The 15,909-nt window shown below is 72.5% G+C and carries 13 protein-coding genes and 1 tRNA gene; 5 read left to right on the plus strand and 9 right to left on the minus strand.

What is annotated here, in order from left to right; all coding sequences use genetic code 11:
* The first annotated feature begins 9 nt into the window (after window positions 1-9).
* Window positions 10-2,145, plus strand: coding sequence for an ATP-dependent DNA helicase RecG (gene recG, locus KF823_03380; protein MBX3724940.1), 2,136 nt, complete (start codon window positions 10-12; stop codon window positions 2,143-2,145).
* An 18-nt stretch (window positions 2,146-2,163) separates the two neighbouring features.
* Here recG and KF823_03385 read toward each other — a convergent pair whose 3' ends face one another.
* Complete coding sequence (locus KF823_03385; protein ID MBX3724941.1) at window positions 2,164-5,565, minus strand: mechanosensitive ion channel; 3,402 nt, start codon at window positions 5,563-5,565, stop codon at window positions 2,164-2,166.
* An 86-nt stretch (window positions 5,566-5,651) separates the two neighbouring features.
* Between KF823_03385 and KF823_03390 the strand changes: the two genes are divergently transcribed.
* Window positions 5,652-6,596: a nucleoside hydrolase gene (locus KF823_03390; protein MBX3724942.1), complete on the plus strand. Its 945-nt coding sequence runs from the start codon at window positions 5,652-5,654 to the stop codon at window positions 6,594-6,596.
* A gap of 67 nt (window positions 6,597-6,663) precedes the next feature.
* Window positions 6,664-6,739: transfer RNA gene (locus tag KF823_03395), tRNA-Thr, on the plus strand.
* Window positions 6,740-6,755: 16 nt separating this feature from the next.
* On the opposite strand, the gene ppa is transcribed toward KF823_03395, so the two are convergent.
* Window positions 6,756-7,304 carry an inorganic diphosphatase gene (gene ppa / locus KF823_03400; GenBank protein ID MBX3724943.1) on the minus strand — a complete coding sequence of 183 codons (549 nt, stop codon included), beginning with the start codon at window positions 7,302-7,304 and terminating at the stop codon, window positions 6,756-6,758.
* 128 nt (window positions 7,305-7,432) lie between these two features.
* Between ppa and KF823_03405 the strand changes: the two genes are divergently transcribed.
* The gene (locus KF823_03405) at window positions 7,433-8,935 is read left to right on the plus strand and encodes a DNA-3-methyladenine glycosylase 2 family protein (GenBank protein ID MBX3724944.1); all 1,503 of its coding nucleotides are present in this window, start codon (window positions 7,433-7,435) and stop codon (window positions 8,933-8,935) included.
* The gene (locus KF823_03410) at window positions 8,932-9,417 is read left to right on the plus strand and encodes a methylated-DNA--[protein]-cysteine S-methyltransferase (GenBank protein ID MBX3724945.1); all 486 of its coding nucleotides are present in this window, start codon (window positions 8,932-8,934) and stop codon (window positions 9,415-9,417) included. The genes KF823_03405 and KF823_03410 overlap by 4 nt, the downstream gene beginning before the upstream one ends.
* Before the next feature lie 157 nt (window positions 9,418-9,574).
* Here KF823_03410 and KF823_03415 read toward each other — a convergent pair whose 3' ends face one another.
* The 7 genes from KF823_03415 to KF823_03445 form a co-directional block, all read right to left on the minus strand.
* Window positions 9,575-10,096 (minus strand): hypothetical protein, encoded by a 522-nt coding sequence (locus tag KF823_03415; GenBank protein ID MBX3724946.1) that lies wholly within the window; start codon window positions 10,094-10,096, stop codon window positions 9,575-9,577.
* Window positions 10,097-10,199: 103 nt separating this feature from the next.
* Window positions 10,200-11,777 carry a bifunctional phosphoribosylaminoimidazolecarboxamide formyltransferase/IMP cyclohydrolase gene (purH, locus tag KF823_03420; GenBank protein ID MBX3724947.1) on the minus strand — a complete coding sequence of 526 codons (1,578 nt, stop codon included), beginning with the start codon at window positions 11,775-11,777 and terminating at the stop codon, window positions 10,200-10,202.
* Window positions 11,778-11,830: 53 nt separating this feature from the next.
* The gene (locus KF823_03425) at window positions 11,831-12,112 is read right to left on the minus strand and encodes a hypothetical protein (GenBank protein MBX3724948.1); all 282 of its coding nucleotides are present in this window, start codon (window positions 12,110-12,112) and stop codon (window positions 11,831-11,833) included.
* A 154-nt stretch (window positions 12,113-12,266) separates the two neighbouring features.
* Window positions 12,267-13,064, minus strand: coding sequence for a zinc-ribbon and DUF3426 domain-containing protein (locus KF823_03430; protein ID MBX3724949.1), 798 nt, complete (start codon window positions 13,062-13,064; stop codon window positions 12,267-12,269).
* Between the two features lie 75 nt (window positions 13,065-13,139).
* On the minus strand, window positions 13,140-14,030 hold the full coding sequence (gene prmA / locus KF823_03435; protein ID MBX3724950.1) for a 50S ribosomal protein L11 methyltransferase: 891 nt from the start codon (window positions 14,028-14,030) through the stop codon (window positions 13,140-13,142).
* Window positions 14,031-14,034: 4 nt separating this feature from the next.
* On the minus strand, window positions 14,035-15,393 hold the full coding sequence (accC, locus tag KF823_03440) for an acetyl-CoA carboxylase biotin carboxylase subunit (protein MBX3724951.1): 1,359 nt from the start codon (window positions 15,391-15,393) through the stop codon (window positions 14,035-14,037).
* 11 nt (window positions 15,394-15,404) lie between these two features.
* Window positions 15,405-15,863: an acetyl-CoA carboxylase biotin carboxyl carrier protein gene (locus KF823_03445; protein MBX3724952.1), complete on the minus strand. Its 459-nt coding sequence runs from the start codon at window positions 15,861-15,863 to the stop codon at window positions 15,405-15,407.
* Between the last annotated feature and the right edge of the window lie 46 nt (window positions 15,864-15,909).

The raw sequence follows: 15,909 nt of genomic DNA on the forward strand, positions 1-15,909 counted from the left end.
CCGGCACAGATGCCGACGCGGCGCGCGACGCCTTCGCCCGACCCCGGCGGGGCGCCGGCGGCGAGCGGGCTGGCTGCCGGCCTGCGTCCACTCGCCGAGCTTCCCGGGGTCGGGGCGCGCGGCGCAGAACTGCTGGCCCGGCTCGGCCTGGCGCGGATCGCCGACCTGTGGTTCCACCTGCCGCTGCGCTACGAGGACCGCACGACGATCACCGCCATCGCCGACCTGGTGCCGGGTGAGCGCAGCCAGGTGCTGGGCCGGGTCAGCGCGGTCGAGCGCGGCTTCCGTTTCAGGCCGGTGCTGCGGGTCGCGCTCGAGGACGACAGCCGCGCCACCCTGCTGCTGCGCTTCTTCCACTTCAACGCCGCGCAGGCGCGCGGCTTCGAGCCGGGTACGCGGGTGCTGGCCTACGGCGAGGCACGGCCGGGCCAGGGCGGCCTCGAGATGGTGCACCCCAGCTATCGCCGGCTGGCTGCGGACGATGCGGTCGAGACCGACGCCCGACTGCGCCCGGTCTATCCGACCACCCAGGGACTCGACGCCCGCCGCCTGGCAGGCTGGGTGGCGCGCGCGATCGCCGAGCTGCCCGGCGACGAGGCGCTCGAGCTGCTGCCGGACCTCCTGCGCCGCAGGTTCCGGTTGCCGTCGCTGGCCGCGGCGCTGCGCTATGTGCATACGCCGCCGCCGGATGCCGACCTGGCCAACCTGGCCGAGGCGGGGCACCCCTGCCAGCACCGCCTGATCGTCGAGGAGCTGCTTGCCCACCACCTGAGCCTGCGGCGGCGCCGGCTCGCCCAGCGGGCGCTGACGGCGCCGGTGCTGCGCGCCACCGGCGCGGTGTCCGGCCCCCTGCGAGCGCACCTGCCCTTCTCGCTGACCGCCGCCCAGGAGCGGGTCGTGGCGCAGATCGGCGCCGATCTTCTGGAACCCTCGCCGATGCTGAGGTTGGTGCAGGGCGATGTCGGTTCGGGCAAGACCGTGGTGGCAGCCCTGGCGGCCGCGCAGGCCATCGAGGCGGGCCAGCAGGTCGCGGTGATGGCGCCGACGGAGCTGCTGGCCGACCAGCACCGACGCAGCTTCGCCGCCTGGTTCGCGCCGCTCGGCATCGAGCCGGTGTGGCTGGCCGGCAAGGTCAAGGGCCGGCCGCGGACCGCGGCCCTGGCGGCGCTTTCGGCGGGCGCCCCGCTGGCGATCGGCACCCACGCGCTGATGCAGGAGGCGGTGGCCTTCGCGCGCCTGGGTCTGGCGATCGTCGACGAGCAGCACCGGTTCGGGGTGCACCAGCGCCTGGCGTTGCGCGACAAGGGCGCCTCCGGGGTCGGCGTGCCGCACCAACTGGTGATGACGGCGACGCCGATCCCGCGCACCCTGGCGATGGCCGCCTACGCCGACCTCGACGTCTCGGTGATCGACGAGCTGCCGCCGGGGAGAACCCCGGTGCAGACGGTGGTGCTGGCCGCCACCCGGCGCGGGGAACTGGTCGAACGCATCCGCGCCGCCTGCGCGGAGGGCCGCCAGGCCTACTGGGTGTGCACCCTGGTCGAGGAGTCCGAGCAACTCCAGGCGCGCGCCGCCGAGCAGGCCCACGAGGACCTGGCGGCGGCCCTGCCGGGGCTGCGGGTCGGACTCGTGCACGGGCGCATGAAGGCCGCCGACAAGGAGACCGTCATGGCCGCCTTCAAGGCCGGCTGCATCGACCTGCTGGTCGCCACCACGGTGATCGAGGTCGGCGTCGATGTCGCCAATGCCAGCCTGATGGTGATCGAGAACGCCGAGCGCCTGGGCATGGCGCAGCTTCACCAGTTGCGCGGCCGGGTCGGCCGGGGAAGCACGCGCTCGAGCTGCGTGCTCATGTACGACACGCCGCTCTCGCACCTGGCCCGGCAGCGCCTGGAGGTCCTGCGAAGCAGCACGGACGGCTTCGAGATCGCCCAGAAGGATCTCGAGCTGCGCGGGCCGGGCGAGCTGCTCGGTACCCGGCAGACCGGCCTGGCGGCGTTCCGTATTGCCGATCTCGGCCGCGACGGCGCGCTGCTGCCGCTGGTTGGCGAGCTTGCCGATGCCCTCCTGACCGCCCACCCCCAGGCGGTCGACGCCCTGTGCCGGCGCTGGATCGGCCAGGCCGAACGTTACGCTGGCGCATGACTGCGCGGTCGCCCGGGATCAGGTGGCCCCGGGTGGCGGTCGGTCGCGGTCCGCACGGTCCGCCCCGGCAACCGGCGGCGTCACCGCCGGCAGGTCGCGAATGTGCAGGTCGAGCTGCGGGAAGGCGATCTCTATGCCGTTTTCCTGGAACAGGGCGGCGATCCGCCCGTTCAGCTCGTTGGTGACCACCAGGCGGTCGCCGAGGGTCGCCACGAAGACGCGCAGCTCGAAATCCAGGGAGGAGGCGCCGAACGCCATGAACCAGGTGCGCGGCGCGGGCTCGGCCAGGACCCGCGGATGTTCGCGCGCCGCCTGCATCAGCAGGGCGTGGACCTTGTCCGCCGGACTGCCGTAGGCGACGCCGACCTTGACGGTGACCCGTGTGGTGCTGTCGCTCAGCGTCCAGTTGATCAGGCGGTCGGTGATGAAGGCCTTGTTCGGGATCACGATCTCCTTGTTGTCGAAGTCGACGATCGTGGTCGCGCGGGTGCGGATGCGGGTGACCGTGCCGGACAGCTCACCGACGGTGATCACGTCGCCGACCCGGAACGGGCGCTCGAACAGCAGGATGAGGCCGGACACGAAGTTGGCGAAGATCTCCTGCAGGCCGAAGCCCAGGCCGACGGTCAGTGCCGCCGCCATCCACTGCAGCTGCGACCAGCGCATGCCGAGCAGGCCGAGGCCGACCAGCACGCCGGCGATGACCACCGCGTAGCGGGTGACGCTGGTGATCGCGTAGCGCGAAGCCGCGTCGATGCCAGGCCGCGCCTGAAGGCCGATCTCGACCAGGCCGGGCAGGTTGCGCGCCGCGACCATGGTCAGGACCAGCACGCCGGCGCCCAGCAGCAGCGCCATCAGGGTGACCGCCTGCCGCACCGGGGCGCCGTCGGCGCCGGTCTCGTTGAAGTACCACAGCGCGATCTGGTCGAGCCGGGCGATCGCCGGCAGCAGATCGGACCAGGTCCAGGCCAGGCCCAGCACCAGCAGGGCCAGCTTTAGCGCGCGCAGGAGGCGGCGGCTCTGGGCATTGACCGCCTCCAGCGTGAGGTCCTGTTCGGCGTCCGCCACGGCATCGCCGGACTCGCCGTCGCCGACGCCGTCCGCCGCCTCGGCCTCGCGCCGCGCCTCCATGCGGCGCAGCGCCAGGCGCCGCTCGCCGAGCAGGAACCAGCGCGCCAGCAGACCATGCAGCAGGGCGACCGCGAGCACCACGCCGATGCTGGCGAACTGCGCGCGCATCAACAGCGCCGCGGTGTACAGGTAGCCGCCCAGCGCCAGCCCGGCACTGGCCAGCAGCAGGGCGGGAAGCACGACGCGCGACAGGCGGCGCAGCGTCGAGGGCTCCACGGCCATGGCACGCGGCGTCCACACCGCGCCGGGGGCCAGCAGCCGCCACAGCAGCGCGGCACCGGTCAGGGCCATCAGCACCAGCGCCAGGCGCGCCTGGACATCGATCGCCAGCTCCTGGTTGCGCATGAAGGCCAGGGCGATCACGAACCAGGCCGGCAGCAGCAGCGCCTGGGCGGTCGGCAGCCAGCGCCTGAGCACGGCAAGGCGCGCCTTGCTCCAGCGCAGGTGGGCCTCGGCGATGCCGCGCTCGCGGACCAGCCAGCGCAGCAGCGATAGGGTCAGGACGGGCAGCGCCACTGCCACCAGCGCCCGGCCCAGCGAGTCGCTGTAGCGGCCGGCGCTGCCTATCCCCTGCAGCAGCCAGCCCGACAGGGCGGCCGCCAGCGCCCAGGCCGAGGCGGCGACGAAGGTCCAGGCCAGGGCGACCAGGGTGTGCGCAAAGCGGTCTTCGCGCACCATGCGCACCGCCTGGGCAAGCCCCGGCAGACGCTGACGCGCCTGCCGCCGGGCGACGAACACGGCGGCCAGCACGGCCAGGGCGGCCAGCCAGCGCAGCGGCCGCGACGTCGCATCGGCGATCAGCAGACGTCCGGTGGTGGCGAAGCGGGACGGCCGTACCAGGTCGGCCAGGCCGGCGCCGATCCGGCCCAGCCAGGCGCCGTCGACGGGCCCGTGGCTGCGGATCCACAGCAGGTGGCGATCCAGCGCCTGCTGCAGCGTGCGACTGCGCTCGATCTGGGCGAGCAGGGCGGCCTCGCTGTCGCCGAGCACCTCGATGCGCCGGCGCAGCAGCGGTTCCAGCCGCTCGGCCAGCTCCAGGCGCGCCGCGAGCAGAGCGCGCAACGGCTCGTCGTCGCCGATGCCCTCGACGGTATCGTCCTCGCCGGCCTCCGGGTGCGCTTCGCGCACCGCCGCCAGGGCCGCATCCACGTCCGCCAGCTCGCGGCGCTGCTCGGCCAGCACCAGCAGGCGCAGGCGCAGTTCGCCGACCCGGTCGCGCAGTTCGCCCAGGCGGCGCTGCAGCGTGCGCGGCGGCTCCAGCGCACGGCGCTCCCGCCACAGCCAGCGGCCGACCACCTCGCTGGTGCCGCCCAGCTCCAGGCGCGTCTGGCTGTCGCGCAGTGCCGCGGCGACGCGATCGCGGGCCTGTTGCAGGCTGGTGAGCGTGGCGCGCTCGCGCGCCAGGCGCTCGTTGGTATCGACCAGTTCGCCCGCCAGCGTGGCGTTCTCCGAGGCCAGCGCGGCGGCCGCGCCGCCGGTCTGCTCGAGCGCGACGGCCTGCTCGGCATGGGCCTGCGCCAGTTCCTCCAGCTCGACGCGGCCCAGTTCGACGATGCGCCGCGAGAGCAGAGCCAGGCGCGGCGTGCGCAGGGCGAGTTCCTGACGCAGCGACTGCAGGCTGGCCTCCAGGTCGCGTTGACGACCCGCTGCGGTGTCCTGTTCGGCCTGGCGCAGGGCCAGTTCGGCGCGCACCCGCCGGTGCTCGGCTGCGCGGCGCAGGCGCCGGGCTTCCGCCAGCGCCGACGATTCGACGGTCTCGCCGGTGGCACCGGGAGCGGTCTCGTCGATGCGTCTGCGCAACACCACCAGGTCGGCGGCCAGCCCGGGGCGCGCCAGCACGGCTGCCAGTTCGCCCGCGACGCCCTCGATGCGCGACTGAAGGTCGGCGACCACGGCGCGCTCCTGCGCGAGCAGCCGCTCCAGCGTGTCGATGTCCGCCCGCGGCGGCAGCCGCGCGGTCCATTCCGCCAGGCTGCGCTCGCGTTCCGCTGGCGACAGCAGCACCGGCGCTGCCGCCGCGCCGGTCGCCGTTGCCCGCACCTGCGCGGCCTGTTCGAGCAGGGTCTCGGCGTCGCGATCGAACCCGGCGGCGGCATCGAGCAGTTCCGCCGCGCTGCGCCGCTGCGCCTCGTCCAGCTCCGTGCCGCCCAGCGCCGCACGGGCCGCCTCGATGGCGGTCGCCAGGGAGGGCGGAACATCGGCCGCGCTCGGCGGCGCGGACGCCAGCAGGCCGACCAGCAGCATCACCGCCCCGATCCAGCCGGGGCGTCGCGTCGCGATAGAAGTCATGGCGGCAGGCTATCCGGAAACGCCGGGGCGCGGCAGGGGTTTGCGTGCATGCGACAATTCCCGGCTCCCGGCGAGGACGCACCGGCATGAAACTTTGGATCGACACCGACCCGGGCGTCGACGACGCCCTGGCCCTGCTGATGGCATTCGCCGATCCGCACGTCGAGCTGGTCGGGCTGGGCATCGTCGGCGGCAACGTCGGCCTGGACGCGTGCACCAGGAACGCGCTCAAGCTGTGCGAGCTGGCTGGCCGGCCCCTGTTGCCGGTGTACCCGGGCGCCGACGCGCCGCTGCTGCCGCGCCGCGCCCAGGATGCCGCCTACTGGCACGGCCGCGACGGATTCGGCGACGTCGGCCTGCGCCCGCCGGGCATCCCGGCGGCGGGCGCCCATGCCGCGCTGGCCCTGATCGAGGCCAGCCACCGGCATCCCGGCGAACTGGTGCTGCTGACCCTCGGGCCGCTGACAAATTTCGCGCTGGCGCTGGCGCTCGATCCGGGACTGGCCGAACGTCTCGCGGGCTGGACCTGCATGGGCGGGGCGGTCGGTGCCCGCGGCAATACCGAATTCCTGGCTGCCGAGTTCAACCTTGCCTTCGATGCCGAGGCCGCGGCCCTGTGCTTCGCGCGCGGCCCGGCGCTGACCCTGGTGGACTGGGAGCTGGTGCTGCGCCACGGCCTGGAGCTTGCCGAGGTGGACGGCTGGCTGAGTCACGACGCCGCGCCGGCGCGCTTCTACCGGGCGATTTCCCGGATCACGCGCGACCGCCACAGGGGCGAGGGCGCAGGCCGCTTCACCCCGGCCGACGCCCTGGCCATGACCGTGCTGCTGGAGCCCGATGCCGTGCTGGAGTCGGTGACGCGCCCGGTGGCCGTGGAGACCGCTGGCGCCCTGGCGCGTGGCCAGACCGTGGTCGACTGGAGCCGCCGCAGCGGCCGCCCCGACAATGCCCGGATCGTCACCGGCATCGACGAGCGGGCGCACCGCCGGCGCTTGCGGATGGCCCTGGGCCTGGAAACGGCGCCGGCGTGAACCCGGCGGTATCGACGACCGGACGTGCCGAAGTCCCGGCTGGCCGCGCTGGTAGAATGCCGTTCGCGCCGCTTTAGCTCAGCTGGTAGAGCAACCGCCTTGTAAGCGGTAGGTCGTCCGTTCGAATCGGACAAGCGGCACCAGCCCGCGCCGGCGCGCTCAGAAGTTGGGCTTCTCCGGCGCCGCCTCGAAGCGTGCCACCGAATCGAGCACCGCCTGCTTGGCCTCGGCGGCGTCGCGCCAGCCCTCGATCTTCACCCACTTGCCCTTCTCCAGGTCCTTGTAGTGGGCGAAGAAGTGGGCGATGCGGTCGAGCGTGAGCTCCGGCAGGTCGCGCACCGTGGCGATCTCCCGGTAGCCGCGAAACACCTTGCTGATCGGCACGGCGATGACCTTCTCGTCCTCGCCGGCCTCGTCGGTCATCTTCAGCAAGCCGACCGGCCGGCAGCGGATCACCGAGCCGGGGATCAGCGGCACCGGCATCACCACCAGCACGTCCAGCGGATCGCCGTCGCCGCACAGGGTGTGCGGCACGTAGCCGTAGTTGCACGGATAGCGCATCGGCGTGGTCAGCACGCGGTCGACGAAGATCGCGCCAGAGGCCTTGTCGACCTCGTACTTGACCGGGTCGGCGTCCTTGGGGATCTCGATGATGACGTTGATGTCGTTCGGCAGGTCGCTGCCGGAGGGCACGAGGTCGAGGGGCATGGTCGTTCCTTGGCTGCTGCAATGCAGCATAGGCCGCCAATATAGCAGAGCCCCCCCTGGCGGCCTGGCCGGTATCCATGTCCGAAAGCGGCCAGCCGTGGCGCGCCGGCGCTGCTACGGTGAGGCCCATGGTCACGGTCACGAACCCTGCCGTCGATGTTCCGAGCGGCCTGCCGCCCGCGCAGGTCTGCGAGCAGGCGCGCCTCAGCCGCGACAGCCGCTTCGACGGCCTGTTCTTCACCGCGGTGACCAGCACCGGCATCTACTGCCGGCCGGTCTGCCCGGCCCCGGCACCGCGCGCGGCCAATGTCCGCTACTACCCGAGCGCGGCGGCTGCAGAGTCGGCGGGCTTCCGACCCTGCCTGCGCTGCCGGCCGGAGCTGGCGCCGGCGGCCGGGCCCTGGCGGCGCGGCGACGCGGTGCTGGCGCGGGCGCTGGCGCTGATCGAGGACGGTGCCCTGGCGCAGGCGCCGCTGGCCGACCTGGCCGACCGCCTTCATCTTGGCGAGCGCCAGCTGCGCAGGCTGTTCAGCGAGCGCCTGGGCGCCTCGCCGGTGGCAGTCCATGGCACCCGCCGGCTGCTGTTCGCCAAGCAGTTGCTGACCGAGACGGCGATGCCGGTCACCGAGGTCGCCCTGGCCGCAGGCTTCGGAAGCCTGCGCCGCTTCCACACCGTGTTCCGGTCGGCGTACCGGATGCCGCCTGGCGCATTGCGTCGCCGCACCGATCGCCGCGTCGGGCCGGTGGCCGGCGATCCCCTGGAGCTGCGCCTGGCCTACCGCCCGCCGTTCGACTTCCGCGCGTCGCTGCGCTTCCTGGCGCAGCGCAGCCTGGCGGGCATCGACGCCGTGGTCGATGGTGGTTATGAGCGGTGGCTGGGCGGTGGTGCGTTCTGCCGGATAACCGCCTGGTCGCCGGACGCGCAGGCCTTGCGGCTGCGCCTGCAGGGCGTGCCACCGGCCGCGCTGCAGGGCGTGGTGGCCACGGTCCGCCGGGTGTTCGACCTGGATGCAGAGCCGCAGGCGGTGAATGGCGTGCTGTCCGGCGATCCGTTGCTGGCCGCCTCCGTGCAGCGCCACCCGGGCCTGCGGCTGCCGGGCGCCTGGGACGGATTCGAAACCGCCGTGCGTGCGGTGCTGGGCCAGCAGGTCAGCGTCGCTGCGGCGCGCACCCTGGCGACCCGGCTGCTGGAAAGGATCGGCGTCCCGTGCGGCGACGGCGGGCGGCTGTTTCCCGGGCCGGCCGCCCTGCTCGACGCCGATCTGGGCGGTCTGGGCCTGACCGGTGCCCGCATGGCCACGCTGCGGACGGTCGCGGTGGCCCTGCTGGAGGGCAGGGTCGATTTCAGCCCCGGCCAGGCGTTGGAGAGCTTCGTGGCGCGCTGGACCGCACTTCCGGGTATCGGCACATGGACGGCCCATTACCTGGCGCTGCGCGTACTCGGCCATCCCGATGCCTTTCCGGCCGACGACCTGGTTCTCCGCCGGGTCGCAGGCGGCGCCGCCGGCCCGATCGCGGCGGGCGCGCTGGCAGCGCGGGCAAAGGCCTGGCGACCGTGGCGCGCCTATGGCGCCGTGCACCTGTGGCGCGCCGCGACACCCCCATCGAACACCAAGGAATCATGCGCATGACGCTGGACTGCCTGCGAATCGACACGCCGATCGGCCCGCTCGGCCTGGCCGCCGACCGGCACGGGTTGCACCGCATCCAGTTCCAGGCCAGCCCGGACCTCGCCTGGGCCGGTCCTGGCGCGCGGCTGGCCCGCAGCACGTTGCTGGATCAGGCGCGAACCCAGCTCGAGGCCTACTTCGCGGGCACCCTGCGCCGCTTCGACCTGCCGCTGGTGCCGCGGGGAACGGATTTCCAACGTCGGGTGTGGTTGGCGCTGGCCGCCATTCCCTGGGGAGAGACTCGCAACTACGGCGAGCTGGCCACGGCCATCGGCAGACCGGGCGCGGCGCGGGCTGTTGGCGGCGCCAATGGCCGCAATCCCCTGCCGATCGTGCTGCCCTGCCACCGGGTGATCGGCGCCGATGGCAGTCTGACCGGCTTCGGCGGCGGCCTGCCCATCAAACGCCGCCTGCTGGTCCTGGAGGGCTGGCACGGCGACTGACGCCGACACCTGCCCTCCGACACGGCCCTGGCGGTCCGCCGAGGTTGCCTGACGGCGACCGGCCGGGGAGGGAGGCGGCGCGGTCGCCGCCAGGCGCGGACCTGGTCGGCAGGGAGGATCGGAGGGACGGCGGGGGCGTGGCCTGAGCCGCGTCGCCTTACTGGCAGCTGCCCTTGCCCACAGTGTGCGGATCGCAGCCCGGCCCGACCCCTGTGATCAGCGAGCGGGCGGCTTCACGCTCGGCTTCGGCCTGCTCGCGGGTCATGCACCGGGTCTCCAGGATGTTGGAGCCGACCGGCTTGTGGCGCCGGCAGACCATGTCGGGCCTTGCATTCCGGGTGCTCAGCGGTGCGATCAGCAGTTCGTTGATCCGGCGCTGGTGTCGGGCGATGCGCGTGCCGGCGCTGGACCGGTCGGCGTCCAGTTCATCCTGGATCGCGTCCAGGGAGGCCTCGATACGCCGCTTCTGCGCGGTCGTGAGGGACGCATGCTCACCCGTCTCGATCTGCTGCCGAAGGCTGGCGGAGGCGGCAGGGAAACGTTCCGGGGTCAGTTCGACGGTACGCAGCAGGAGACCGTCGCTGGCATCGTCGTCGATGCCGGCAGGCTCGCTTGCGCGGGCAAGGCCGGTGGCCAGGAGGACAATAAGCAAAAGGGACGTACGCAGGGTCGGGTGCATGCTGGCTCGCTGGGTCTGGCGATAGGTCCTGCCAATATACGAGCCCCATCGTAGATGTCAACGATCATTTTCGTACTTCCGCCCCGGGTGGGCTGCCGGTCGTTCAGTGGCGGAAGTGGCGCATCCCGGTGAACACCATCGCCACGCCACGTTCGTCGGCTGCGGCGACCACCTCCTCGTCGCGGATCGAGCCGCCCGGCTGGATGACGCAGGCGGCACCGGCATCGGCGAGCACGTCGAGGCCGTCGCGGAACGGGAAGAAGGCGTCCGAAGCGACCGCGCAGCCGGCCAGGTCCAGGCCGGCACCCTGTGCCTTGAGCGCGGCGATGCGCGCGGAGTCGACGCGGCTCATCTGGCCGGCGCCGATGCCCAGGGTGCGGCCGTTGCCGGCATAGACGATGGCGTTGGACTTCACGAAGCGCGCCACCCGCCAGGCGAACATCAGATCGTCGAGCTGGGCCGCCGCAGGTTGTGCCCGGGTCACCACCCGGAGCTGGTCGCGGCCGACCGTGCGCACGTCGGCGTCCTGCATCAGCAGGCCGGAGCCGACCCGCTTGACGTCGCGGTTGTTGAGACCCTCGCCCGGCGGGATTTCCAGCACACGGACGTTGCCCTTGCGGGCCAGCACGGCGCGCGCCGCCTGGCTCACCGACGGCGCGATCAGCACCTCCAGGAACTGCGCGGTCATCGCCCGGGCAGCGGCCTCGTCGAGTTCGCGATTGACGGCGATGATGCCGCCGAAGCTGCTGGTCGGGTCGGTGGCAAAGGCGAGCGCGTACGCCTCGGCCAGGTCGGCGGCCTGCGCGACGCCGCAGGGATTGGCGTGCTTGACGATCACGCAGGCCGGGCGCTCGAACTGGCGCACGCACTCCCAGGCGGCGTCGGCGTCGGCCAGGTTGTTGTAGGACAGCTCCTTGCCCTGCAGTTGCCGGAAGGTCGCAAGGGTGCCGGGCACCGGCCACAGGTCGCGGTAGAAGGCCGCCTGCTGGTGCGGGTTCTCGCCGTAGCGCAGGTCCATGACCTTGACGAAGCGGCCGTTGGCCTGGGCCGGAAAGGCGCTGCGCGTGCCGTCGGCGGCCAGGCTCGACAGGTGGTCGCTGATCGCCGCGTCGTAGTTGCTGATGCGGTTGAAGGCTTCGACCGCCAGCCGCCAGCGGCTGGCGCCGGACAAAGTGCCGGCGTTCCCGGCCAGTTCCTCGAGTACCGCCGGGTACTGGCCGGGATCGGTCAGCACGGCGACGTGCGCGAAATTCTTGGCGGCGGCGCGGACCATGGCCGGGCCGCCGATGTCGATTTCCTCCACCGCCGCGGCCAGGTCGCAGTCCGGGCGCGCGACGGTGGCCTCGAACGGGTAGAGGTTGGCGACCAGCAGGTCGATGGCGGCGATGCCGTGCTCGGTCATCACCGCCCGGTCGGTCTCGCCACGGTGCAGCAGGCCGCCATGGATGCGCGGGTGCAGGGTCTTGACACGGCCGCCCATGATCTCCGGGAAGCCGGTAATCGCGGCGACATCGGTCACCGCCAGCCCGGCAGCGCGCAGGGCGGTGGCGCTGCCGCCGGTGGACAGCAGCTCGACGCCGGCATCGGCGAGGAAGCGGGCCAGCTCGACGAGTCCGGTCTTGTCGGAGACGCTGAGCAGGGCACGCCGGATCGGCAGGCGCGGCAGGTCGGCTGGGATCATGGCGGCGGCCTTGCGTCAGGGCGCCGGGAGCGCTCCCCGGCGGGGGCGGGGGGTCAGATCAGGCCGTGCGCCTGCAGCTTCTTGCGCAGCGTGGCCCGGCTCAGGCCGAGGGCCTGGGCGGCACGGCTCTGGTTGTTGCCCGACCAGCGCATCACCTCGCGCAGCAGCGGAGTCTCCAGTTCGCCCAGGAACAGGGCATACAGGTCGTCGCACTGGCTGTCGCCCAGGTCGTCCAGATAGCGACGCACGGCATGACCCACGCACTCGGCCAGGGTCGCGGCACGCGCGGCATCGGACGGACGGGAGGCGAGCGGCAGGTGGACGACGGCGTTCACGGCAATTCTCCGGGGCGGCGCCGGGCGGCGCCTGCAACCATGCGGGTATCGGTGGCCGGGTGCGTCGCGCGCATCGCCCGGCCCCGCAGTCTAGCGAGCCCCTCGGCCCGATCAAACCTTGACATTGGCGCGCTGGCGTGGAACCCGCGCCGCTTCAGGCATCCGGGGGGAGGAAGCGGAACTCGAAGGCCACCGCCGAGGGGCCGGGATCCACCACTTCGAACTCCAGAGGCAGCGTGGTGGCCGCCGGCATGCCGGCGTCCGCCCGTCGCGGGTCGGACAGATAGTCGACCGGCCGGAAACGCCGCATCGCCAGCACCCTGCCATCAAGGTCCGAGAGCGTGAGTTCGAGGACGGGGTAGGGACGCCCGCGATCGGCCCGGTTGGCCAGGGTCGCGCTGATCAACAGTGCCCCCTCGACGGCCGGATGACGACGGATGTCGCGGGAGACCAGGGCCAGGCCGTCGATGGCCCGATCGGAACCGGGCAGCGTGCAGCCCAGCGCCAGGCACACCGAGTCGGCCCACGCCCGGTAGGTCGGGATTGCCAGCAGGCGATCGCGCTCGGCGTAGAGGATCTGGGCAAACAGGACCAACGCCAACAGGGCGGTACCCGACCACCATGCCGCTCGACCGGTGCGCGCACCCGGGGTCCGCTGGGGTCGTCGCAGGAATCCGGGCGGGTTGCCGGCCGCAGCGGCCGATGGTGCCGGGAACAGCGTCGGCTGCAGGGCAGCCGGTCGCATCACCGCATCGATCAGGCGCGGCCGGGGCAGCACCGGGGGGCGCACGTCGAGCCGTACCAGCGGCTCCGGCGGCGGCGACGGCCGCAGCGTGGCCAGGGCATCGAAGGGCTGGTCGCAACTGCCGCATACCACCTCGCCACGGCCGCCCGACAGGTCGTCGAGGGCGATCCGGTAGACGGTCAGGCAGTGGCTGCACTGGGTGTACATCGGACTGCCAAGGTTAGCGGCCGCGAGAGCCGGCCATCGTGACCGGGTGCCGGTCCGGCATGCCGAAGCAGGCCATCAGGCGCGTTGCCCATGCAGCAGCAGCCAGCCTTCGCGTTCGCACCGGTCCATGTACCGAACGCCATGCGCGGCGTAGGCGGCGACCACCTCGTCGCCCTGCTCTGGCAGCACGCCGGACAGGGCGATCCGGCCGCCCGGCCGCAGCGCCTGGACCAGGGAACCGGCAAGCAGGACCAGGGTATTGGCCAGGATGTTGGCGACAACGACGGCGCAGTCGCCCTGCGCGGTCCAGTCCCCTGCTGCGACCGCATGCACCCGGTCGGCGACGCCGTTCGCGCTGGCATTGGCCTGGGTTGCCGTGAGCGCCTGCGGATCGTTGTCGACGGCGATCACCGATGCCGCGCCCAGGCGCGCGGCGGCGACCGCCAGGATGCCTGAGCCGCAGCCGAAATCGAGTACCCTGGCGCCATCCAGGTCCTGGCCGTCCAGCCATTCGAGGCACTGCGCGGTGGTGGCGTGGGTGCCGGTGCCGAACGCCAGTCCAGGATCGAGACGAAGCTCCACGGCGTCGGCGCCGGCCTCCTCCGGGAGGGTGTGTCCGCTCGGCACGACCCACAGCCGGCGACCGAAGCGCATCGGCCGGAAATCGTCCATCCAGGCGCGCGTCCAGTCGCGGTCGTCGACGCGGCTGACCTGCACCCGCCCCAGGTCGAGTCCCGGTTGCAGCGCCGACAGGCCGAACACGATGCCGACCTCGTCCATGTCGCCGGGGAACAGCGCCTGCACCGTGATCCTGCGCCACAGCGGCGTCTCGCCCGGTGCCGGTTCGTAGAGCGGCTGGTCCTCGGCGTCGAGCAGGGTGACGGCGACCGCGCCAAGGTCCTCCAGCGCCTGGCTCAGGCGCTGCTCGAAGCGCGGCTGGGTCGGCACGGTCAGCGCCAGCCACATGGCGTCACGGCCCCCCGCGCTGTTCGGCCAGGCGCTTCTCGAGGTAGTGGATGTTCATGCCGCCGGCCTTGAAGCCCTCGTCGGTCATGATCCGCTGCTGCAACGGGATGTTGGTGCGCACGCCGTCGATCACGGTCTCGGCCAGGGCCACGCGCATGCGGGCGATGGCCTCGGCGCGGTCGGCGCCGTGTGCGATCAGCTTGCCGATCATGGAGTCGTAGTTGGGCGGGATCCGGTAGCCGTCGTAGACATGGGTGTCGACCCGGATGCCGGGGCCGCCGGGCGCATGGAAGCGCTGCACGGTGCCGGGCGAGGGCATGAAGGTCTCCGGGTCCTCGGCGTTGATGCGGCACTCGATGGCATGGCCGCGGAGCACGATGTCCTCCTGGCGGATCGCCAGCGGTTCGCCGGACGCCACGCGGATCTGCTCGCGGACCAGGTCGATGCCGGTGATCAGCTCGGTAACCGGGTGCTCGACCTGGATGCGGGTGTTCATCTCGATGAAGTAGAAGCGGCCGTCCTCGTACAGGAACTCGAAGGTGCCGGCGCCGCGGTAGTTCATGCGCTTGCAGGCCTCGACGCAGGTGGCGCCGATCCGCGCCCGCTCGTCCTCGGTGATGAACGGCGCCGGCGCCTCCTCGACCACCTTCTGGTGCCGGCGCTGCATGGAGCAGTCGCGCTCGCCCAGATGGATGGCGTTGCCCTGGCCGTCGCCCAGCACCTGGATCTCGATGTGGCGCGGGTGCTCCAGGAACTTCTCCATGTACACCTGCGGGTTGCCGAACGCCGCCTGCGCCTCGCGCCGGGTGGTGACGATGGCGTTGAGCAGGGCGGCCTCGGTGTGCACCACGCGCATGCCGCGGCCGCCGCCGCCGCCGGCGGCCTTGATGATCACCGGGTAGCCGATCTCCCGGGCGGTGGCCAGGGCGCGCTCGGGATCGTCGCCGACCGGGCCGTTGCTGCCCGGCACGGTGGGCACGCCGGCCTCCTTCATGGCGGCGATCGCGGTGACCTTGTCGCCCATCAGGCGGATGGTGTCGGCGCGCGGCCCGATGAACACGAAACCGGACTGCTCGACCTGCTCGGCGAAATCGGCGTTCTCGGCCAGGAAGCCGTAGCCGGGGTGGATGGCCTCGGCGTCGGTGACCTCGGCGGCGGCGATGATGGCCGGTGCGCTCAGGTAGCTCTGTGCGCTGGGCGGCGGGCCGATGCACACGCTCTCGTCGGCCATCGCGACGTGCTTGAGGTTGCGGTCCACCGAGGAATGCACGGCGACCGTGCGGATGCCCAGGGCATGGCAGGCGCGCAGGATGCGCAGCGCGATCTCGCCGCGGTTGGCGATGACGATCTTGCCGATCTTCATGGCGGCGCGGCTCAGCCGATCACGAACAGCGGCTGGTCGTACTCGACCGGCTGGCCGTTGTCGACCAGGATCGCCTTGATCACGCCATCGAATTCGGCCTCGATCGGGTTGAACATCTTCATCGCCTCGATGGTGGCCAGGGTGTCGCCCTTGCTGACCGACTGGCCGACCTTCACGAACGGTTCGGCGCCCGGTGCCGGCGCCGCATAGTAGGTGCCGACCATCGGCGAGTTCACGGTACGACCTTCGGGCAGGTTCGCGGTCTCGGGGGCGGCGGCCAGGCTGGCGGGTGCGGCCACCGCCGCCGCCGCCGGCGCCGGTGCGTAGTTGGGCATCGGCGCCTGCATCATCGGCGTGGCGACCGGGTGCCGGCTCAGGCGCACGGTCTCCTCGCCCTCGCGGATCTCGAGCTCGGACAGGTTGGACTCCTCCAGCATCTCGATCAGCTTCTTGATCTTGCGCAGGTCCATGGGCGGATTCCTCGGGAAAGGGCGGTTCGGGGAAGGGCGGGACGCC

The organism is Lysobacterales bacterium, assembly GCA_019634735.1.
In the GTDB taxonomy this organism is placed as follows: domain Bacteria; phylum Pseudomonadota; class Gammaproteobacteria; order Xanthomonadales; family UBA2363; genus Pseudofulvimonas.